The following is a 20946-nucleotide window of genomic DNA, read 5'->3' as shown; positions in this document are numbered from 1 at the left end:
GATGACTGAACTTCCCCTGATCGGCGAGGCAGTCGCCGTCGCCGCCGACGCTCCTGGTGCTCGCAGGCTCGCAGGTGCACGAATCGGCGTCGTCACTTTCCCCGGCACCCTGGATGACCGGGACGCTTCCCGTGCGGTCCGGCTCGCGGGCGGCACGCCCGTGGAACTCTGGCACGGTGACTCCGAACTGGGCGACGTCGACGCCGTCATCCTGCCGGGCGGATTCTCCTACGGCGACTACCTGCGCGCCGGCGCCATCGCGCGCTTCGCCCCGCTGATGTCCAGGATCATCGACGCCGCCAACTCGGACGCCAAGCTGCCGGTGCTCGGCATCTGCAACGGCTTCCAGCTGCTGACCGAGTCGCACCTGCTGCCCGGGTCCATGATCAAGAATGACCACCTGAAGTTCATCTGCCGCGACCAGGTGCTGCGGGTCGAGAACAACAGCACCTACTGGACCGGGGACTACGCCGCGGGACAGGAAATCACGGTGCCGCTGAAGAACCAGGACGGCCAGTACATCGCGGACGAGAAGACCCTCGACGCCCTGGAGGCCGAGGGCCGCGTGGTGTTCCGCTACGTGGGCTTCAACCCGAACGGGTCGCGCCGCGACATCGCAGGCATCTCGAACGCCGCCGGCAACGTGGTGGGCCTCATGCCGCACCCGGAGCACGCCGTGGAGGTGGGCTTCGGCCCCGAGTCGCTGGACGGTATCGGCGGGTCCGACACCGAAGGCCTCGGTCTCTTCACCTCGGTACTGAACAAGATTGTGGGAGCGAACTAATGACCGAGATCTCTACAAGCTCGATCACCGAGACCAAGAAGTTCAACATCGACACCGTCGAGAACGCGGCCAAGACGCCGGACACCGAACTGCCCTGGGCCGAGCTGGGCCTGAAGCGCAACGAGTTCGACGAGATTGTCAAGGTCCTGGGCCGCCGCCCGACCGGCGCGGAACTGGCCATGTACTCCGTGATGTGGAGCGAGCACTGCTCCTACAAGTCCTCGAAGAACCACCTGCGCCAGTTCGGCGAGAAGGTGACCGACGAGATGAAGAAGGACATGCTGGTGGGCATCGGCGAGAACGCCGGCGTCACCAACCTGGGCGACGGCTGGGCAGTGACCTTCAAGATCGAGTCCCACAATTCACCGTCGTTCGTGGAGCCGTACCAGGGTGCCGCCACCGGCATCGGCGGCATTGTCCGCGACATCATCTCCATGGGCGCCCGCCCGGTTGCCGTGATGGACCCGCTGCGCTTCGGCGCCATCGACCACCCGGACACCGCCCGCGTCATGCACGGCGCGGTCGCGGGCATCGGCGGCTACGGCAACTCCCTGGGCCTGCCGAACATCGGCGGCGAGATGGTCTTCGACTCCGTGTACCAGGGCAACCCGCTGGTCAACGCGCTCGCCGTGGGCGTCATGCGCCACGAGGACATCCGCCTGGCCAACGCCTCGGGCAAGGGCAACAAGGTGGTCCTGTTCGGCGCCCGCACCGGCGGCGACGGCATCGGCGGCGCCTCCGTGCTCGCCTCCGAGTCCTTCGACGACACCAAGCCGTCCAAGCGCCCGGCCGTCCAGGTGGGCGACCCGTTCGCCGAAAAGGTTCTCATCGAGTGCTGCCTTGAACTGTTCAAGGGCTCGCTGGTTGAGGGCATCCAGGACCTCGGCGCCGCAGGCATCTCCTGCGCCACATCCGAGCTCGCGTCCAACGGCGACGGCGGCATGAACGTTGAACTGACCTCCGTTCTGCTGCGCGACCCCACCCTGACCCCGGGCGAGATCCTGATGTCAGAGTCGCAGGAACGCATGATGGCAGTCGTGACGCCGGAGAACGTCGAAGCGTTCGAAGCCGTCATGGACAAGTGGGCCGTGGAATACGCCTGGCTCGGTGAGGTGACCGACAGCGGACGCCTGATCATCACGTGGGAAGGCGAAGTCATTGTCGACGTCGACCCGCGCACCGTGGCGCACGACGGTCCGGTCTACGACCGCCCGTTTGCCCGTCCCGAGTGGCAGGACGCCGTCCAAGGCGACAAGTTCACCGGTTCCGTGCAGGACGCCGGCCGCCCCTCCGCCCCGGCGGAGCTGGCCGCGGCCGTCACCGAGCTCGTCGCCTCGCCGAACATGTGTGACAAGTCCTGGATCACCAACCAGTACGACCGGTACGTCGGCGGCAATACCGCCATGGCGTTCCCGGATGACGCCGGCGTGGTCCGGGTGGACGAGGAATCCGGCCTCGGCGTGGCCCTGGCCACCGACGCCAACGGCCGCTACACCTACCTGGACCCGTACCACGGCGCCCAGCTGGCACTGGCCGAGGCCTACCGCAACGTGGCCACCTCCGGCGCCGTGCCGATGGCCGTCAGCGACTGCCTGAACTTCGGCTCCCCCGAGGACCCGGATGTCATGTGGCAGCTGGCCGAGGCCATCCGCGGCCTCTCCGACGCCTGCATGGTGCTGGGCATCCCGGTCACCGGCGGCAACGTCTCGCTGTACAACCAGACCGGCACCACGCCGATCCATCCCTCCCCGGTGGTGGCAGTGCTGGGCAAGCTCGACGACGTCGCCCGCCGCACGCCGTCGGGCTGGCGGGAAGATGGCGCAGCCATCTACCTGCTGGGCACCACGGCCGACGAGCTGGACGGCTCGGAATGGTCCAACCTGCGCGGCCACCTCGGCGGCCTTCCTCCCAAGGTTGACCTCGAGGCCGAACGCGCTCTGGGCGAGATCCTGATCAATGCGTCCCGCGACGGCATGGTGGACTCGGCCCACGACCTCTCCGAGGGAGGCCTTGCCGCGGCCCTCGTGGAATCGTCGCTGCGCTACGGCGTGGGCGCCCGGATCGCGCTGCAGGATGTCCTGGACCGCGACGGCGTTGACCTCTTCACTGCGCTGTTCTCCGAGACCCAGGGCCGCGCCGTCGTGAGCGTTCCGCGCTCCGAGGAAGTCCGCTTCAAGGACATGTGCACCGCCCGCGGCTTCGAGCACCTGCGCATCGGCGTGGTGGACGCAGCCAGCGGACAGCTGGAGATCAACGGCGTGGACACCCTTTCGCTGGACGCTCTCCGCGAAGCCCACGAGGCCACCCTGCCGAAGTACTTCGGCTAGATCGCATCGAGTGCTCCGTAACTGTCCTTTTGACGAGTCAGAAGGACAGTCACGGAGCACTCGTTTTTAACGGCCTGGCCGCCAGCCGGACTGAACCAGCGCGCTGCGGACCTTGGCGACGGCCTCCTTGCCATCATTGAGCATGTGGCGCTTGGAGATGCGGACTTCCGTCCAGCCCAGAGCGGAGTACCGCTCCGACCGCGCGATGTCCCGCTCGATCTGGAGCTCGTCACCGTGATGCTCCCCTTCATACTCAATGCCGATGCGGTACTGCCGGTACGACAGGTCCGGCTCATGATGGCGCCTGCCGTCTTCAGAAAATATCGGCACGTTCAGTGCAGGCTCCGGAAGTCCCGCGCGCACGATCGCCAGTCGGAGCAGAGTCTCCTGCGGTGAATCCGAGCCCACCCGGATAAGCCTGATGGCCTCCTTCGCCTTGCGAAGCCCCCGTTTACCCTTGTGCCTGTCGATCATTCGTTGGAGGTCCTCCAGCCCGCATAGCGGCTGGTCCCGGCCCTCCAATTCCGGACGCGGGACACGCACACAACTGTCACCCATGGCCACCAGTTCGTCTACGCTCAGCATTTCCGCCATGTCCAGCCAGGTGCGTTCCGGCGTTGTGACGGGGATCCCGTCGAGAACCGTGACTTCGTCGTCATACAGCTTCATCCGGTGCACGATGACGTGTGGCCGGTTTAGGTGGGCTGCCCCCTCGGGCCTGATGACGTCGTACATCTCGGATGCCCCTTTCTGCCGTCGTCGCGGCAGGTTGAGGAGCTCCGCCGCGGTGAGGTGCGATGCGGCGCATCGCTCATTGACCTCAATGAAGGGCCGGACCCTTACGCTCAACGCCAGTTCCGCCGTCGGGCATTCTGCCCGGATGCCCCTGCCCAACGCGGTGAGCGAGCGGTGCCGGAGTCGCTTCGAGGTAATGCCCGCGCGGGCCGCCTCACCAACGGTAAAGGGCCTGTCCTGGAATTTGTTTGGCAACGGGCGTGCGGTCTTCATGGCTACATAAGAACAGAAAGGACTCCGCTGCCGCTGAAGTTATCCACAGCATCCATCGAGTGCTCCGTAAATGCCGTTTTGGGCGGTCAGTCCTCGCTGTGGATCTCCCGCTGCCGGGCGCTCAGCAACTCCAGCTCGGGACGGTATGCGACGAAGCGTTCGACGGCGGTGAGCACCTCAACGAGGTGCGCGCGGTCCGCGGCAACCAGACCGGCCCCGATCCTCGCCCGGCGGTATTGCTCGTGGTCGCCCACCTCTGCGACGGAGACGTCATAGCGCCGTTTGACCTCGGCCAGCAGCGGCCGCACGACGGACCGCTTCTCCTTGAGGCTGTGCACGTCGCCGAGGAGGATATCGAACTCGATCCAGCCGACCCACATGCGCATAATGCTATCGGCTGTTCCGTAACTGCCGTTTTGAGGGCTCAAAAGGGCAGTTACGGAGCATCCGACGGGATCTAGATGGTAAGTTCGCCCATCGTGTCCCAGCCCTCGCCGTCGAGCTGCCGGCTGATAATGCGCGGGGTCTCGGCGAGGGCCTGCGGCATCTCCTCCATCGCCTTCTTGAAGTGGGCGCTGTTGACGTGGTCGCCGGCGGCATCGTCCTTGAACGCTTCGACAAGGACGAACTCGTTGGGGTCGTCCACGCTGCGGGACCAGTCGAACCACAGGTTGCCCGGTTCCTGGCGGGTGGCTTCGGTGAAGTCGGCCACGAGGCCGAGCCACTTGTCGGACCAGTCCGGCTTGACCTTGAACTTGACGACGATAAATATCATGGGGTTCCTTCCGTTGGTTTGATTGGGTCAGTGGGCGGCCAGCGCCTGCTCGCACTCCTCGATGGCCTCGCGGGCGTACTTCTGCTGGGCCGGGGTTCCGACGCGTTCGGCCCACTGCTCGGCCAGCTGGAACTCGACAAGTGCCTCGGTAAGCCGGCCCGCACCGTGCAGGGTCCAGCCCAGGTTGTTGTGCAGCGCCACCATCCAGCGCTTGGTCCGCTCGTCATGGACAGTCGATGCGTACTCCAGCGCACTGCGGGTCCAGAGCTCCGCATGGGCGGAGTCGGCGATGGCCAGCATGTGCAGCGCGTCCACCGCAAGGAACTCCTCGCCCAGATGGTCGCCGAGCTCGGCCGCCTGCTCAAACAGCGGCACCGCCATGGCCGACTGCCCGCTCGAGTTCAGGACCCGCCCGCGCTCCAGCAGGACCCGGATACCCACCGTCGGTTCGTCCCCGTCAATCGCGTCGAGCAGCGCGTCGGCCTCTTCGAAGCGGCCCTGGAGCCCGATGGCCCGCCCCAGCTGCGTGGTGAGTTCGGCGCGCTCGTCAGCGTCGTACCGGGGGTCGGCGAGCGCGTCCCGGAAGCGCTGCTCGGACAGTTTGGGATCCTCGAAGTTCCACAAAAGGTCAAGGCTCTTTTGGTCCAGCATGTACCTCTCCTGATCAGCTTTCACCTGCGGCGAGTTGGCGTGCACCTTCAATGTATCGGGAAGTCATGAGGCGCTGCGCACGGCGGGCCAGCGCGCCGCCCGCGGCGTAGAACCAGTTGGCCGGCCGGCTGAACGCCGTGATGCTGAGGTAGACCCTGCCCTGGCCGTCGATCTCGGCCTCGAAGGACTCCTCGCCGCGCACCGGATGGCCCGGCAGGGAGCCGTAGCCAAAGCCGGCGGACTGCGGTCCGCCGCCCGGAACCGGGCGGTGTACCCACACCACCTCACAGGGCACGTTGAGGCGGAAGGGCCCGACGCCGAATCCGCTCACCACGCGCGCGCCGGGAACAACGACGCCGGACTCGGCGCGCACCCGCAGGCCGGACCGGCGCTGCAGCTCCCAGGCCAGGATCCCCTGGGCCACCCGGCGGTAGACGTCCGCGCCCTCCCCGAGGTAGGTCCGGGACGCCACGTGGCGGTAGCCCGCCGGCGCCCGGCGGTGCTCTGTGGCACCGATCTCCGCATAGGTGAGGGCCCCGCGTGCCAGGCGCTTCTCAGTCACTGCCCACCTGCCGCGCCCAGCCCAACTGCTCCCGCTGTTTCCGGCTCAGCGAGGCAACCACAAGGTCGTAGGAATCCTCCACCATGTCCCGGACCATGTCGTCGGGCAGGGACCCGTCCAGCCGGACGCCGTTCCAGTGCGTCTTGTTCATGTGCCACGCCCCCGTGATCTCCGGGTGCACGGCGCGCAGCTGTTCGGCCAGGGCGGGCTCGCACTTGAGGCTCACCGACCAGTCATCAGGATCCATGGCCGACGCCGCGAACATCTTGGCATCCTGCTTGGCCCCGCCGGACACGGCCGCCCTGACCTTGAACACCGAGGTTTCAGGACCGAACGGGAAATCCTCGAAGGCGCCGGGAAACGACAGGCAGATTTTTCTCAGGTCGGCGGGATCCATGCAGCGAGCCTACAAACCCTTTCCGTGCGGTGCTAGTCTGCGAACATGGCAGCTGCCCAGGAGACCATCCCGGTGCTCGACCTCGGCTCCGCGCGCCGGGCCGACGGCTCGTTCAACCCGGAATTTATTGAGGGGCTCCGCGATGCCACGCACCGCGTCGGCTTCTTCCAGGTCATCGGCTACGGCGGCGCCCCCGGCCAGGCCAAGGAGCTGCTGGCTACAATCAAGCGCTTTTTCGACCTGCCGCTCGAAGAGCGGATGAAGCTGGATAACCGGCTGTCCCCGCATTTCCGCGGCTACACCCGGATGGGCACGGAGGTCACGCAGGGAAGGGCGGATGCGCGCGAGCAGATCGACTACTCACCCGACCGGGAGCCGGTGAAGGACTATCCGCCCGAGCAGCCGTACTGGCTCCTCCAAGGCCCCAACCTCTGGCCGGATGAGTCGATGCCGGAGCTGAAGCAGGCAGCCATGGCCTGGGCCGGGCTCATGTCCAATGTGGGGGCTGAGCTCATGCGGGCCATCGCTGTATCCCTTCAGCAGCCGGAGGACTATTTCGAGGAACCATTCAGGGATACTCCGGCCTGGATGGGCAAGCTGGTCCATTACGTCGGCGGCGTGGTGGAAGCCGCGGGCGACCAGGGCGTGGGCTCCCACGCGGACTACGGGTTTGTGACCCTCCTGCTCCAGGATGAAGTGGGCGGGCTTGAAGTGCTGCCGCCGGGCGCGAGCGCCTGGGCTCCGGTGGAGCCAATCCCTGAGGCGCTGGTGGTGAATCTGGGCGAAATGCTCGAAGTGGCCACCGAGGGCTATCTGGCCGCCACCATCCACCGGGTCAAGGCCCCGCCGCCCGGTGTGGACCGTTACTCCGTGCCGTTCTTCTGGTCACCCCGGCTCGATGCGGTGATTGAGCCGGTGCCCCTCCCGGCGGAACTGAAAGCGCAGGTGCGCGGCATCTCCGACGACCCGTCCAACCCGATGCTCGCCTCGTTCGGGCTGAACATGCTCAAGGGCCGGATGCGTGCGCACCCGGACGTCACGGAGCGTCACTACCCGGAGCTGATGAAGCCCCGAACCGGCTAAATGCCGACCCGCCATCCCTCGCGGGCAGGGCATGAATTCACCACCACATCCAGTCCGGCGGCCTTTGCCCGCTCGACGGCGGCATCATCGAAGACGCCAAGCTGCAGCCACACTGCCTTGGCACCGACCGCGATGGCCTCATCGATGACAGGCCCCACCTTCTGCGAATTGACGAAGCAGTCCACTACGTCGATCGGGTGCTTTGCCGCGGGGATCTCGGCGAGGGAGCGGTAGCCCTTCTCCCCGTGCACGTCGTCGCCGGGCAGGTTGACCGGGATGATCTCCATGCCCATCCGGTCCCGGACATACAGCGAGACGTCGTACGCGGAACGCCACTCATTCCGGGTCAGGCCCACAATGGCCCAGGTGCCCTTCGTTCGCATGAGTCGGTCGATAACCGCCGGATCGTTTTCGTGAGCCATGCCTCAACTCTACTCCCGCGGTTTTTTTGCGGCCTTTTCCGAATATTTGGATGCTGAACTAAGTCCGCAGCGGGGATGAACGAATATTACAGCCACCGGGACGTCGATTTTGAGAAATCCTGCATCCCGGCTCTAGTAGGTAATGACCATCCCGAGCGGCCGAGAGACCTGGATCGATGAAGCCGCAGCAACCCCGGGTGACGTGAGACGACCATTCCCACGTCACTGTTTCTCCGTCCCGGCGGAGGACTAGGGGTGCTACTGCCAGGACCGATGGAGTGCTGTTATGACCCCAGAGAATTCTTTTGCCCTGCCCACCCTTGCCCGGATTCCTTCCGAGGCAATCCCACAATCCACTTCGGACGCGACGGCGGACGAAGCAGGGCTGCGTGACGCGCCCGGCTCCTCTTCCGGCTCTTCGGGATGGTCCTCGACCGAGCCACCGGACGGCGCAGTGCACGGCGCCCCCACCGGCGGGCCGGCGCGTCACAGTGGCACCACCTCTCTTGTCGACCCCGGCAATGTCGCCTTCTGGGAGGAACAGGCCCTCCGCCTGGACTGGGCCGGGCTTCCCGGCAGCCAGGAGACCGGCAGCCAGAAGCCATGGCACACCGCGCACAGCTGGCTTCCCGCCGACGTCGAAGCCGGCCGCGGACCCGGGATCAAATGGTTCGACGGCGGCAAGCTGAACGTCGCCTATAACTGCGTTGACCGGCACGTCGCTGCCGGACGCGGGGACAAGGTGGCGCTCTTCTTCGAGGGCGAACCGGGCGACCGCCGCGCCATCACGTATGCCGAGCTGCAACGAGAAGTATCCAAGGCAGCCAACGCCCTGCTGTCCCTCGGAATCTCCAAGGGCGACCGGGTGGTCATCTACCTGCCCGTGATCCCGGAAACGGTCATCATCACCCTGGCCGTAGCGCGGATCGGCGCCGTCCACTCCCTGGTGTTCGGCGGGTTCTCCGCAGAGGCCCTGAGGTTCCGCGTCGAGGACACCGGCGCCAAACTGCTGGTGACCACCGACGGCCAGTTCCGACGCGGCGTCGCAGTTCCGGTCAAGGACAACGCTGATGCCGCGGTCGCCGGGGACAACGCCATCGAGCGCGTCCTGGTCATCAACCGCACCACCGACGCCGCGGACCTCACCGCGGTCCCCATGACCGCAGGCCGGGACGTCTGGTGGCACGACGTCGTCGGGTCCGCCTCCGACGTCCACGAGCCCGAGGCGTTCGACGCCGAGACTCCCCTGTTCATCATGTACACCTCCGGCACCACGGGTAAGCCCAAGGGGCTGGTGCACACCTCGGGCGGCTACCTCACCCAAGCGTCGTGGAGCTTCGAGCACCTGTTCAGCAACCCGGATCCCGCGCTTCGGGACAAGGACGTGCACTGGTGCACCGCCGACCTCGCGTGGGTCACCGCCCACACCTACGAGATCTACGGCCCGCTCTCCAACGGCGTCACCCAGGTGATTTTCGAGGGCACGCCCAACACCCCGCATCCCGGCCGGCATTTCGAGATCATCGAGCGCTACGGCGTCACCCAGTACTACACGGCGCCCACGCTGGTGCGCTCGCTCATGGGCTGGTTCCCGGACGGCGTGCCGGACAGCTACGACTTCTCCTCCATCCGACTGCTTGGCACCGTGGGCGAGGCCGTGAACCCGGAGGCGTGGCGGTGGCTCCGCGACAACATCGGAGCCGGCACCGCGCCCATCGTGGATACGTGGTGGCAATCCGAAACCGGGGCCACCATCATGTCCCCCGCGCCCACGGATACCGAGTTCAAGCCCGGCTGTGCTGCCCGCCCGCTCCCGGGCGTCAGCACCCGGGTGGTGGACGAGGCTGGAAACCGCACGGCTCCGGGCGTGCAGGGCTTCATCGTCGTGGACCAGCCGGGCCCGGCCATCGCGCGCACGGTCTGGGGCAACCCGCGCCGCTACTTCGACTCCTACTGGAGCCAGTACGTGGAGCAGGGCTGGTTCCTCGCCGGGGACGGCGCCAAATACGACGACGACGGCGACATCTGGATCCTGGGGCGGGTGGACGACACCCTCAACGTCTCAGGCCATCTGCTCTCCACGATCGAGATCGAGTCTGCCCTCGTCACGCACCCCGAGGTGGTGGAAGCGGGCGTCTGTCCGGTGGCCGACCCCAAGACGGGGCACGCCGTCGTCGCCTTTGTGGTCTTGAAGGGCGGCGCTTCAACGGGAGCAACCGCAGACGAACTCCGCAACCACGTTGCCAAGGAGATCGGCCCGATCGCCAAGCCACGCGACATCGTCGTTGTCCCCGACGTACCCAAGACCCGCAGCGGCAAAATCATGCGCCGGCTGCTGACCCAGCTTTTCGAGGGAACCGCGCTGGGCGACACCACCTCACTCCAGAACGAACCGGCCATTGCCGGTATCCAGAAAGCGCTACACAGCCGCGCTGCCGCCGTCCCCGGAAACCCCAACTCCGGGCAGAAGTAAAGGAACAATTCATGAATGACATCAGCAACGTAGCCCGTCTTTCCGAACCGCTGAAGTTCGCCTACTGGGTGCCGAACGTCTCCGGCGGCCTGGTGGTCTCCACCATTGAGCAGCGCACCAGCTGGGACTTCGACTACAACAAGAAGCTGGCCCGCATCGCGGAGGAATCCGGTTTCGAATACGCCCTGACCCAGACCCGCTACGCCGCATCCTACGGGGCGGACAAGCAGCATGAGGCGACGTCCTTCAGCCTCGCCCTGCTCGCCGCCACCGAACGCCTCAAGGTGATCGCCGCCGTCCACCCGGGCATGTGGCACCCCGGCGTGCTGGCCAAGTACATCATCACCGCCGACCACATTTCGAACGGCCGAGCCGCCGTCAACATCGTTTCCGGCTGGCTGAAGAACGAGTTCACCAACTTTGGCCTCGAATGGCTGGAGCATGACGAACGCTACGTCCGCACCGATGAATTCATCAGGGTGCTGCGCGGGCTGTGGACCGAGAAGGAGTACAGCCAGGCCGGCAAGTACTACAACATCACGGACTTCACCCTGAACCCTGCCCCCGTGGACGTTCCGGGCCGCGCCCACCCGGAGATCTTCTTCGGCGGGAACTCCACGGCGGCCCAGGCCACCGCAGGCCGCGTCGCCGACTGGTACTTCTCCAACGGCAAGGACATCGAAGGATTCAAGGAGAACATTGCCGGCGTGGTCGCCGCCTCCGGTGAAACCAAGCGCGGCACCGACGGCCAGCTGGACGCCCCGAGGTTTGGCCTCAACGGCTTCGTCATCGCCCGCGACTCCGAGAAGGAAGCCCGCGAAACGCTCCGCGAGATCGTGGAGAAGGCACACAAGCCGGCCGTCCAGGGCTTCCGGGACGCCGTGCAGGAAGCCGGCGCGTCCACCAAGGACGGCAAGGGCATGTGGGCTGACTCCAAGTTCGAGGACCTGATCCAGTACAACGACGGCTTCAAAACGCAGCTGATCGGCACCCCCGAGCAGATCGCCGAGCGCATCGTCGAGTACAAGAAGATCGGCGTGAACCTGTTCCTGACCTGCTACCTGCACTTCCAGGAGGAGGTCGCCGCCTTCGGCCAGGACATCCTGCCCATCGTCCGGGAACTTGAGGCCGACCTGGCCCGCAAGCATGGCACCGAGCTGGACCTGTCCCAGACGCCGGTGGCTTCGGCGGGCTCAGCCACCGGGCTGGTGACTGTCTAGTGGCTGACCGCAAATTCGGATTCCGCACCCGCGCCCTGCACGCCGGCGGCACACCCGACGCCGAGCACGGCGCGCGCGCCGTGCCCATCTACCAGACCACGTCCTTCGTTTTCAAGGACACCCAGGACGCTGCCAACCTGTTCGCCCTGCAGAAGTACGGCAACATCTACTCCAGGATCGGCAACCCGACTGTGGCCGCGTTCGAGGAGCGCATCGCCTCCCTGGAGGGCGGCATCGGGGCTGTTGCGACGTCGTCGGGCATGGCCGCGGAGTTCATCACCTTCGCAGCGTTGACCCAGTCCGGCGACCACATTGTCGCAGCGTCCCAGCTCTACGGCGGCACTGTCACCCAGCTCGACGTGACCCTGCGCCGCTTCGGCGTGGACACCACGTTCGTTCCCGGCACCGATCCCGCCGACTACGCAGCGGCCATCCGGGAGAACACCAAAGCGATCTTCGTCGAGGTGGTGGCCAACCCGTCGTCGGAAGTCCAGGACCTTGCGGCCCTGGCCGATGTGGCGCACGACGCCGGCATCCCCCTGGTCGTGGACGCCACCTTGAGCACGCCGTACCTCGTGCGGCCGATCGAGCACGGCGCGGACATCGTGATCCACTCCGCCACGAAATTCATCGGCGGCCACGGCACCACCCTGGGCGGAGTGATTGTGGAGAGCGGCCGGTTCAACTGGGGCAACGGCAAGTTCCCCACCATGACCGAGCCGGTGGCCTCCTACGGCAACGTCTCCTGGTGGGGCAACTTCGGCGAGTACGGCTTCCTCACCAAGCTGCGCTGCGAGCAGCTGCGCGACATCGGCCCGGCGCTGACCCCGCTGGCCGCGTTCCAGCTGCTGCAGGGCGTGGAGACCCTCCCCCAGCGCCTGGACGAGCACCTGAAGAACGCGCAGGCCGTGGCCGAATGGCTGGAGGCCGACCCGCGCGTGGCGTACGTGAACTTCTCCGGACTGCCGTCCCATCCGCATTTCGAACGGGCGAAGAAGTACCTGCCGCTGGGGCCGGGGTCCGTGTTCTCCTTCGGCGTGAAGGGCGGCCGTGCTGCCGGCCAGAAGTTCATCGAGTCCCTGCAGCTGGCCTCGCACCTGGCCAATGTGGGCGACGCCCGCACCCTGGTGATCCACCCGGGCTCCACGACCCACCAGCAGCTCAGCGATGAGCAGCTGGAGTCCGCCGGCGTTCCGGAGGATCTGGTCCGCATCTCGGTGGGCCTGGAGGACCTCGAGGACATCCTGTGGGACCTGGACCAGGCGCTTACGGAAGCCCAGGGCGCGGCGGCGGATGACGCCGCCGGCCTCGAAGAAGCTGCTGATTCCTGCACGATTGGAGCACGGGCATGAGCGCCACCGCAAGAACCTGGGCCGGCCCCTCGGCGCCCGAGCGCCTGAACCTGCTGCGCGAGGCGAAGTCGATCGCCATCGTGGGCGCCTCAGACAAGCCGTCGCGCGCCAGCTACTTCGTGGCCACCTACCTGCAGTCCTCGACACGGTACAAGGTGTACTTCGTGAACCCGGTGGTCAAGGAGATCCTTGGCCAGCCGACCTACGCCTCGCTGGCAGACCTGCCCGAAAGCCCGGACATCGTGGACGTGTTCCGCAAGCACGATGACCTGCCTGAGGTGCTGGATGAGGCCGTGGCCGCCGGCGCCAAGACCCTGTGGCTGCAGCTCGGTTCATGGCACGAAGGTGTCGCGCAGGAAGCCGAAGCCGCAGGCCTGAACGTGGTGATGGACCGGTGTGTGAAGATCGAGCACGCACGATTCCATGGCGGGCTTCACCTGGCCGGGTTCGATACGGGAGTGATCTCCTCGAAGCGCCAGGTCCTGGCCTAGCCACGGGCTGGCCGGGGGCCGAGCCGCCCGGCAGCAGGTTGAGGGCATAAAAAAATGCCGGGCTGGAATTTGATGGGGGACAAACTTCCAGCCCGGCACTCTCATCTTGGTAATCGACGGGGGACCCCAAAGGGTTACGCCGATTCCAAACTTTTTGCAAAAACTTTTCTGACGCCCGTGTGGCCCTCTTAAGCCGGCGCCTCTCCCTTAGGAGTTTTTGTCCACGTATCGCGAGTTAAAGGGCCATTTGAGGCCAATAAGTGGACAAAAACTCGGCTGCTTCGCTTGGGAAGTGCACCGGGTTAGGGCGTGCCGGCTTAGGGCGTGCCGGGGACCGGCTTGGCCGGAACGGTGGGCACACCGCCCGGCAGGGTGGGCACTGCCGGCAGCGGCTTGGCCGGAAGCTTGGGCGCGACGCCCGTTCCGGGGACCGTGGGAAGCTGGCTGGGGCGGCCCGGCGTCTGGGCCTTGGCCGCTCCGTTGGAAGACGCGGAACCGTTCGCGGCCGATGAGGACGACGCATCTGAGGAAGCCGGACCCGTCTGGGCCGGCGTCGCGGGTTCCGACGGCGGTGCCGCCGTTTCCGTGACGGAGGGCTTGGGCGCAGCAACGGTCGGTGCCGGAGCCGCTGGAATGTCGGCGGGCGATGTGGGCACCTGCGTTGGCGCCGTGGTCTCGCTGGTCGGCTGGAAGATCCGGACAATGGTGTGGCCCACGCTGTTGCGGAAGTCCTCACTGGAGGCTGCGACAGCGCCGGCCCCCAGCCCCATGGCACCGACCACTGCGGCACCCACCACAAAGCCCATCCGGCGCTGACGGTTGCGGCGGTGCAGTTCGAGGCTGGCGACGTCCGGCGTCGAGGCGCGCCGCATAGCTTGGGGGGTCACGTCAGAAGCGGGGACGGCTGACGCGGGGACACGGGCAGCGGACGGCCCGTGAGCGAGCAGCGCGGCCAGGTCGGCCCGCGGCTGCGGTGCGGAATCCTGGGCGAACCCGCGCAGTTCTTCGAGGGACGCGCGGAGATCGGCGTCGTCTTCGAGTCCGGAATCCAGGAGGATCGCCTGGATCTCTCCTTCTTCGCGGCCTGCCGGCGTGACACTCATGATGCTGCGTGGTCCTTTTCCTTGACGAGTTCGCGCAGGGCGATGAGTCCGCGGCGCTGGAGCTGTTTGATGGCCCCGGGGGTTTTGTCCATGATGGCGGCCACCTGTTCAACCGAAAGGTCGGCGACGATCCGCAGGACCAGCACCTCCCGCTGGTCCTCGTTGAGCATGGCCAGTACAGAGGTCATGCTGCCCAGCGAACCGAGGACCTCGTCCTCGGCGGAACTCGACAGCCGGTCATCCGTGAGCGGATCGAATTCGGTGAGCTGCGGCGTCCGCGCTGACCGGCGGCGGTAGTCCACGAGCCGGGCGTGCGCCACGGAGAAGATGAATGTCCGGAGGCCGGAGTGGCTGCCTCGCACGTTGCTGAGCTTGGGCAGGACATCGACGAAAACGTCCTGCGTGAGGGCTTCGGCGTCGTCCACGCCGCGGGCCCGGAAATAACCCAGGACGGCGGGGGAAATGATGCTGTAAACGGCGCTAAAGCCGGAAGGGTCGCCAGACAGGGCTGCTGACAATTCGTCGTCGGTCAGCTGAGCTGCCAAGGAACGGTCCTTCCCTTTACTGCGGGTGTGCGGCGGTTAAGCCTAACCGCCGCACACCTCACGCCCCTATTCGGGGAACGCCCTGTTTCGCGTGCTGAGGACTACTTGCCGGTGGACACGTCGGCAGCAGCGTCAGCCTTGACGTCAGCGTCAGCAGCGGCGGACGGCGCGGCCGGCTTGGCTACGTGGTCAGCGACGTTCGGCACAGCCGGGGTGGCGGGAACGGCCGGCGTGGCCGGAACGCCGGCGCCGCCGGGAACAGCGGGGGTGGCGGGGATTGCTGCGGTTACCCTGGCACCCGCGGCCTTGTCACCGGCGGCGACGTTGGCGTTGGCGGCAGCGTTGTCCTTGTCAGCTTCCATTGCGGCGTCGGCTGCGTCAGCAGCTTCGCCGGCAGCCTTGACCTTTGCGGACGGGACGGCGGGAACCGTGGGGGTAGCCGGCGTGGCCGGGACGGCGGGAACTGCCGGGACCTCGGGGGTGGCAGGAACGGCCGGCGTAGCGGGCGTAGCGGGGGTCACCTCTGCATGCTGCGAGCTGGAAACCTGGGCGGCGTTGGCCAGTCCGATGCCGGAGAACCCTCCAACAGCGACGATGGCGGCTGCGACAGCAATCTTGGTGGTCTTGCTAACACTCTTCATCAGAAAAAAATCCTTTGGTTGATTGAAGGCCGGGACCGAGGCCGATGGGGGACAACCTCCGTCCCGGCGCTTACATATACGTAATCGCCGGGGAGGGCCGGCAGGTTACGCGGTTCCGGAAACTTTTTTCAGCCGGGCGTGCCTTCCCCCGGAAAGAGCGGATTAACGACGACGGCGGCGGGCCACCGTAAGGTGACCCGCCGCCGTCGGGAGCTGCTTGCCGGAGCTGTTTGTTGCCCGACGCTTCCGGCGTCAGTCGGTTTTAGTCAAGGATCAAATCGTTGACCACGATGGTCTGGTCGCGGTCGGGTCCGACGCCGATCGCGGAGAAACGCGTGCCGGACAGCTTCTCGAGGGCGAGCACGTAGTTGCGGGCGTTCTCGGGCAGCTCAGCCAGCGTGCGGGCGCCGGTGATGTCCTCGGTCCAGCCTTCGAAGTACTCGAAGATCGGCTTGGCGTGGTGGAATTCCGTCTGCGTCATGGGCATTTCGTCGTGCCGGACGCCGTCGACGTCGTAGGCCACGCACACGGGAATCTGTTCGATGCCGGTCAGGACGTCCAGCTTGGTGACGAAGTAGTCGGTGAAGCCGTTCACGCGGGAGGCGTGGCGGGCCAGGACGGCGTCGTACCAGCCGCAGCGGCGCGGGCGTCCGGTGTTGACGCCGAATTCACCGCCGGTCTTCTGCAGGTACATGCCCATCTCGTCGAAGAGTTCCGTGGGGAACGGACCTGCGCCGACGCGGGTGGTGTACGCCTTGATGATGCCGATGGACCGCGAGATGCGGGTGGGGCCGATGCCCGAACCCACCGAGGCGCCGCCCGCCGTCGGGTTCGAGGAGGTGACGAACGGGTAGGTGCCGTGGTCGACGTCGAGGAACGTGGCCTGGCCGCCCTCCATGAGCACCACCTTGCCCTCGTCCAGGGCGGTGTTCAGCACGAGGGTGCTGTCGATGACCAGGGGCCGCAGGCGCTCGGCGAAGGAGAGGAAGTAGCTGACCACTTCTTCCACCTCGATGCTGCGGCGGTTGTAGATCTTGACCAGAAGCTCGTTCTTCTGGCGCAGCGAGCCCTCCACCTTCTGGCGCAGGATGGACTCGTCGAAGACGTCCTGGACGCGGATGCCCAGGCGGGCAACCTTGTCCATGTAGGTGGGCCCGATGCCGCGGCCGGTGGTGCCGATGGCGCGGCTGCCGAGGAAGCGTTCGGTGACCTTGTCGAGCACCTGGTGGTACGGAGCGACGAGGTGGGCGTTGGCGGAGACGCGCAGTTTCGAGGTGTCGGCGCCGCGGGCCTCAAGGCCGTCGATCTCCTGGAACAGTGCCTCGAGGTTGACGACGCAGCCGTTGCCGATAATGGGTACGGCGTTGGGGCTGAGGATGCCGGCCGGAAGGAGCTTAAGCTCATACTTCTCACCGCCTACGACGACGGTGTGCCCGGCGTTGTTGCCGCCGTTCGGCTTCACTACGTAGTCGACGCGGCCGCCAAGCAGGTCGGTGGCCTTACCTTTTCCTTCGTCGCCCCACTGGGCTCCGACGATCACGATTGCTGGCATGGGATCCTCCCCCATTCGTTCGGGCCGCCCAGGTTTCTCCACCGAAATGGAAAGCCTCAGCGGCGCCGTTCATGAGAATGCCCCGAGTTCGTCGCCCGAACCCGCGGCGGTGACCGGGGAAGGGACGCAAGAGTTCCGGGGCTCTTACCACCCAAGTTTAGCGGACGGGTGACTAAAGTATGGCTTTGGCGTTCGACCGTGCGGCAGCATCGGTCGACACATTCCGCCCGCGATTTGCCACTCACTCTCTCCCCGGACTTAAGTGAGAGGACCATCCCGAGCGGCGGAGAGACCTGGATCGCTGACGCCGCAGCAACCTTGCCACCGAAAGGCAGCGCCGGCCCGCCCTGCCGTCCGTAAAGGTGCTACCGCCAGGACCGATGGAAAGGAAACCCTGCCTTGTCACTGAACACCGACCACATCCGCGTCACCCACGCCGGATCCCTGCCCCGCACCCCGGAACTCATCGCCGCCAACGCAGCAAGGGAAGCCGACGGAATCACGCCGGAGTTCCTGGACCTGCTGGAGACCTCGGTGGTGGACATCGTTAAGCGCCAAAAGGACCTCGGCATCGACATCCCCAACGACGGGGAATACGGTCACACCATGTCCAACAGCGTCGATTACGGCGCCTGGTGGAACTACTCGTTCGCCCGCCTGGGCGGCCTCGAGCCCACCAATGTGGACCGCTGGGCGGATGCCGAGGTACACCGGTCCACGCCGGGCAACATCGTCCTGACCTCGTTCCCTGACCGCCGGGACCGGCAGAAGTTCAATGACGCCTACAACGACCCCTCCTCCGGGATCCTCGCCCACCGCAAGAGCGTGGCCCAACCCAAGATAGCCGGCCCACTGACCTACACCGGGCAGGATCTCGTGGCGTCGGACGTCACCAACCTCAGGACCGGCTTGGAGGCAGCCGGGCTCACCGAAGGATTCGTCGCGTCGCTCTCCCCTGGCTCCTGCGCACGGGTGGCCAACGAGTACTACAAGACCGAAGAGGAACTGGTCTACGCCTGCGCCGACGCCATGCGGGAGGAATACAAGGCGATCATCGACGCCGGGCTGACCGTCCAGCTCGATGACCCGTCGCTGGCGGAAAGCTGGGACCAGATCAACCCGGAGCCCAGCCTCGAGGACTACCTCAATTTCATCCAGCTCCGGGTCGAGGCCACCAACTGGGCCCTCCGCGACCTGCCCGAGGAGCAGATCCGGCTGCACGTCTGCTGGGGATCCTGGCACGGCCCCCACACCACTGACATCCCGTTTGCAGACATCATCAGCTCTGTCCTGCAGATCAACGCCGGCGGCTACTCGTTCGAGGCAGCCAACGTCCGGCACGAGCACGAATGGCGCGTGTGGGAAGACACCCAGCTGCCCGAGGGCAAGGTCATCATTCCGGGCGTGGTTTCGCACGCCACCAACGTCGTGGAACATCCGGAGCTGGTGGCAGACCGGATCGAACGCTTCGCCAAGCTCGTCGGACGCGAGAGCGTGATCGCCTCTACCGACTGCGGCCTCGGCGGCCGCGTCCATCCGCAGATCGCCGTCGCCAAACTCGAGGCTCTCGGACAGGGCGCTCGTATCGCCACCAAACGGCTTTGGAAGTGATTTAGCCCTCATTTGCTGCCATGCGGGCCCTTACCTGCGCGACTCCGCCGCGGCGACGCGCGGGGGCTGGGCCTCGTGGTTCGGACGCCTTGCTAAACTGGGGAGGACCGGTCAGGTACCGGTCCACCTCATTTCACACCACGCCGCATTCGGCATGCCTGCGGCGTGCCGGACCTCCGGCGCGGCGGAGCGACCCACCTGCAGGAGACACAGCACCATATGACCGCCTTGGCTACCGAATCCTTCCATGAACAGCTTCTGAGGCGCCGTTACGAGCCCAACGTTGCCGCTGTCAATGAGCTCTGCGATACGCTGCAGAGCGCCAAGCCGGGCACCCAGGTGCCGTACGTCGACCCCGCACACGACGTCGAGGAATGCCGCATCATCAGCCTCTTCTCCAACATCGGCACGGCCTCGCCCACCGGCTTCATCATGCCGGGCGACGACGACGCCGCCACCCGCATGCTGGGCCTCCAGTGGAAGCTGGGCCTGCGGCCGGAATACATCATGCCGTGGAACGTCCACCCGTGGCACACGCCGGGCGAGCCGAACGGCAAGTTCACCCCCGACCAGATCCAGGCCGGACTGAAGCCGCTGCTGAAAGTCCTGGCCCTGGTCCCCCGCGCCTCGGTCATCGTGGCCCACGGCACCGAGGCCAACCGCCTCGCCGGCCTGCTGCTCAAGACCGAAGTTCCGCTGCTGTGGCGCCGCGGACTGAAGACCTACAAGGTCCGTTCGCTGAGCGGCCGCTCCTTCGCCGGATCCCCCGAACGGCAGAAGCAGTACCTCGACGAGATGCAGGTTGCCTACGCCGATGCCATGGCCCGCACCGGCTTGCAGAAGGCCAGCTAGTCCCCACCCGCCCCTGGCCGCGCAAGCTCGGCCAGGGAACTCTGCGGGCGTGGGCCCAGCGCGAATGAGGCGGGCGGCCACCTTCCTTGGAGAAGGTGACCGCCCGCCGTCGTATTTAACTCAGTTGTGCTGCTTGGCCTCGATGGCTGCCTTGGCTGCCGGGTCCGAGTCATTGAGGAACTTCTCGATGCGCTCGGGCTCCTCTGCCTCGTTGATGGCGGCAGAGGCGCGTCCCAGCGAGTAAAGCGCCCGCAGGAAGCCGCGGTTGGGCTCGTGCTCCCACGGGATGGGCCCCACCCCACGCCAGCCGTTGCGGCGGAGCGAATCCAGGCCGCGGTGGTAGCCGACGCGGGCGTAGGCGTACGAATCGATGGTGCGGCCTTCCGCCCACGCCTCTTCGGCCAGGACAGCCCACAACAGGGACGAAGTGGGGTGCTTTTCCACGAGGTCCAGCGCCTCAGCGCCGAGCGCGAGGTGCTGGTACACCTCGGTCTCGGCAGGCAGGAGCGTGGGCTCGGGGCCCAGCAGGTTCTTGCGGAACTCGTCGGACATGATTAGAAGGTCTTGCCGGCGGAGCCGAGCTGCTGGGTTGCCTCGACAACGCGGGCGGCGAGGCCGGCTTCGGCGGAGGCGCCCCAGACGCGGGGGTCGTAGGTCTTCTTGTTGCCCACCTCGCCGTCGACCTTCAGCACACCGTCGTAGTTGCGGAACATGTGGTCCGCCACCGGACGCGTGTACGCGTACTGGGTGTCCGTGTCGATGTTCATCTTGATCACGCCATACGAGACAGCGTCCGCGATCTCCTGGTCCGAGGACCCCGACCCGCCATGGAACACCAGGTCGAACGGGTTCTCCTTGCCGATCTTGGCACCCACCTGGGCCTGGATGTCCTTCAGGATCTCCGGACGCAGCTTCACCCCGCCCGGCTTGTACACGCCATGCACGTTCCCGAACGTCAGCGCCGTGATGTAGCGGCCGTTCTCCCCGGCGCCCAGGGCGTCAATGGTGGCCAGCGCGTCCTCGACCGTGGTGTAGAGCTTCTCGTTGATCTCGTGCTCCACACCGTCTTCCTCGCCGCCGACCGTGCCGATCTCGAC

Annotated in this window: 22 protein-coding genes; 9 read left to right on the top strand and 13 right to left on the bottom strand. The window is 66.4% G+C overall.

The window, feature by feature from the left end; genetic code table 11:
* Position 1 precedes the first annotated feature (1 nt).
* Entirely contained in the window at positions 2-784 is a 783-nt protein-coding gene (gene purQ / locus ACFTSA_RS12485; protein ID WP_377951635.1) for a phosphoribosylformylglycinamidine synthase subunit PurQ, read from the top strand.
* On the top strand, positions 784-3111 hold the full coding sequence (gene purL, locus ACFTSA_RS12480) for a phosphoribosylformylglycinamidine synthase subunit PurL (RefSeq protein ID WP_377951633.1): 2328 nt from the start codon (positions 784-786) through the stop codon (positions 3109-3111). The genes purQ and purL overlap by 1 nt, the downstream gene beginning before the upstream one ends.
* 66 nt (positions 3112-3177) lie before the next feature.
* Here purL and ACFTSA_RS12475 read toward each other — a convergent pair whose 3' ends face one another.
* From ACFTSA_RS12475 to ACFTSA_RS12450, 6 genes are all read right to left on the bottom strand, one after another.
* Complete coding sequence (locus ACFTSA_RS12475) at positions 3178-4119, bottom strand: endonuclease domain-containing protein (protein WP_377951632.1); 942 nt, start codon at positions 4117-4119, stop codon at positions 3178-3180.
* 86 nt (positions 4120-4205) lie between these two features.
* Entirely contained in the window at positions 4206-4499 is a 294-nt protein-coding gene (locus ACFTSA_RS12470) for a DUF503 domain-containing protein (protein ID WP_377951631.1), read from the bottom strand.
* A 77-nt stretch (positions 4500-4576) separates the two neighbouring features.
* Entirely contained in the window at positions 4577-4894 is a 318-nt protein-coding gene (locus ACFTSA_RS12465) for a putative quinol monooxygenase (RefSeq protein WP_377951630.1), read from the bottom strand.
* A 27-nt stretch (positions 4895-4921) separates the two neighbouring features.
* Complete coding sequence (locus tag ACFTSA_RS12460; RefSeq protein ID WP_377951629.1) at positions 4922-5545, bottom strand: hypothetical protein; 624 nt, start codon at positions 5543-5545, stop codon at positions 4922-4924.
* 13 nt (positions 5546-5558) lie between these two features.
* Positions 5559-6107 (bottom strand): DUF1990 family protein, encoded by a 549-nt coding sequence (locus ACFTSA_RS12455; RefSeq protein ID WP_377951627.1) that lies wholly within the window; start codon positions 6105-6107, stop codon positions 5559-5561.
* On the bottom strand, positions 6100-6504 hold the full coding sequence (locus ACFTSA_RS12450) for an MmcQ/YjbR family DNA-binding protein (protein WP_377951626.1): 405 nt from the start codon (positions 6502-6504) through the stop codon (positions 6100-6102). Before ACFTSA_RS12450 ends, ACFTSA_RS12455 begins: the two co-directional genes overlap by 8 nt.
* Before the next feature lie 45 nt (positions 6505-6549).
* On the opposite strand from ACFTSA_RS12450, the gene ACFTSA_RS12445 reads away from it, so the two are divergent.
* A complete protein-coding gene (locus tag ACFTSA_RS12445) occupies positions 6550-7587 on the top strand; it encodes an isopenicillin N synthase family dioxygenase (RefSeq protein WP_377951625.1) in 1038 nt (345 codons plus the stop codon).
* Here the strand turns inward: ACFTSA_RS12445 and ACFTSA_RS12440 are convergent.
* Positions 7584-8009, bottom strand: coding sequence for a CoA-binding protein (locus ACFTSA_RS12440; protein ID WP_377951624.1), 426 nt, complete (start codon positions 8007-8009; stop codon positions 7584-7586). The genes ACFTSA_RS12445 and ACFTSA_RS12440 overlap by 4 nt on opposite strands.
* Positions 8010-8295: 286 nt before the next feature.
* On the opposite strand from ACFTSA_RS12440, the gene acs reads away from it, so the two are divergent.
* Genes acs through ACFTSA_RS12420 form a run of 4 tightly spaced genes read left to right on the top strand, consistent with a single transcriptional unit; the run spans position 8296 to position 13545 of the window.
* On the top strand, positions 8296-10482 hold the full coding sequence (gene acs, locus ACFTSA_RS12435) for an acetate--CoA ligase (RefSeq protein ID WP_377951623.1): 2187 nt from the start codon (positions 8296-8298) through the stop codon (positions 10480-10482).
* An 11-nt stretch (positions 10483-10493) separates the two neighbouring features.
* On the top strand, positions 10494-11702 hold the full coding sequence (gene sfnG / locus ACFTSA_RS12430) for a dimethylsulfone monooxygenase SfnG (RefSeq protein WP_377951622.1): 1209 nt from the start codon (positions 10494-10496) through the stop codon (positions 11700-11702).
* Positions 11702-13054, top strand: a complete 1353-nt coding sequence (locus tag ACFTSA_RS12425; RefSeq protein WP_377951621.1) for an O-acetylhomoserine aminocarboxypropyltransferase/cysteine synthase family protein — start codon at positions 11702-11704, stop codon at positions 13052-13054. Before sfnG ends, ACFTSA_RS12425 begins: the two co-directional genes overlap by 1 nt.
* Positions 13051-13545, top strand: coding sequence for a CoA-binding protein (locus ACFTSA_RS12420; RefSeq protein WP_377951619.1), 495 nt, complete (start codon positions 13051-13053; stop codon positions 13543-13545). Before ACFTSA_RS12425 ends, ACFTSA_RS12420 begins: the two co-directional genes overlap by 4 nt.
* Positions 13546-13862: 317 nt before the next feature.
* Here ACFTSA_RS12420 and ACFTSA_RS12415 read toward each other — a convergent pair whose 3' ends face one another.
* From ACFTSA_RS12415 to ACFTSA_RS12400, 4 genes are all read right to left on the bottom strand, one after another.
* The gene (locus tag ACFTSA_RS12415; protein ID WP_377951618.1) at positions 13863-14648 is read right to left on the bottom strand and encodes a hypothetical protein; all 786 of its coding nucleotides are present in this window, start codon (positions 14646-14648) and stop codon (positions 13863-13865) included.
* The gene (locus tag ACFTSA_RS12410; RefSeq protein ID WP_377951616.1) at positions 14645-15193 is read right to left on the bottom strand and encodes an RNA polymerase sigma factor; all 549 of its coding nucleotides are present in this window, start codon (positions 15191-15193) and stop codon (positions 14645-14647) included. Before ACFTSA_RS12410 ends, ACFTSA_RS12415 begins: the two co-directional genes overlap by 4 nt.
* Before the next feature lie 101 nt (positions 15194-15294).
* Complete coding sequence (locus ACFTSA_RS12405; RefSeq protein WP_377951615.1) at positions 15295-15834, bottom strand: hypothetical protein; 540 nt, start codon at positions 15832-15834, stop codon at positions 15295-15297.
* Positions 15835-16096: 262 nt separating this feature from the next.
* A complete protein-coding gene (locus ACFTSA_RS12400) occupies positions 16097-17386 on the bottom strand; it encodes an adenylosuccinate synthase (protein ID WP_377951613.1) in 1290 nt (429 codons plus the stop codon).
* A gap of 399 nt (positions 17387-17785) precedes the next feature.
* Here ACFTSA_RS12400 and ACFTSA_RS12395 point away from each other — a divergent pair, with 399 nt between their 5' ends.
* Together ACFTSA_RS12395 and ACFTSA_RS12390 are read left to right on the top strand one after the other, a co-directional pair.
* Positions 17786-18997, top strand: a complete 1212-nt coding sequence (locus ACFTSA_RS12395) for a cobalamin-independent methionine synthase II family protein (protein WP_377951612.1) — start codon at positions 17786-17788, stop codon at positions 18995-18997.
* Positions 18998-19216: 219 nt separating this feature from the next.
* A complete protein-coding gene (locus ACFTSA_RS12390) occupies positions 19217-19849 on the top strand; it encodes a uracil-DNA glycosylase (RefSeq protein ID WP_377951611.1) in 633 nt (210 codons plus the stop codon).
* A 120-nt stretch (positions 19850-19969) separates the two neighbouring features.
* Here the strand turns inward: ACFTSA_RS12390 and ACFTSA_RS12385 are convergent, their stop codons facing one another.
* Positions 19970-20401: a DUF3151 domain-containing protein gene (locus ACFTSA_RS12385; protein WP_377951609.1), complete on the bottom strand. Its 432-nt coding sequence runs from the start codon at positions 20399-20401 to the stop codon at positions 19970-19972.
* A gap of 2 nt (positions 20402-20403) precedes the next feature.
* The coding region (locus ACFTSA_RS12380; RefSeq protein ID WP_377951608.1) for a class II fructose-bisphosphate aldolase at positions 20404-20946 on the bottom strand (543 nt) is incomplete at its 5' end.

It is taken from the genome of Arthrobacter sp. NPDC057013 (assembly GCF_042674585.1).
GTDB lineage: Bacteria > Actinomycetota > Actinomycetes > Actinomycetales > Micrococcaceae > Arthrobacter.
The sequence above is the reverse complement of the archived record's forward strand: the minus strand, read 5'-3'. Positions and strand labels throughout refer to the sequence as shown.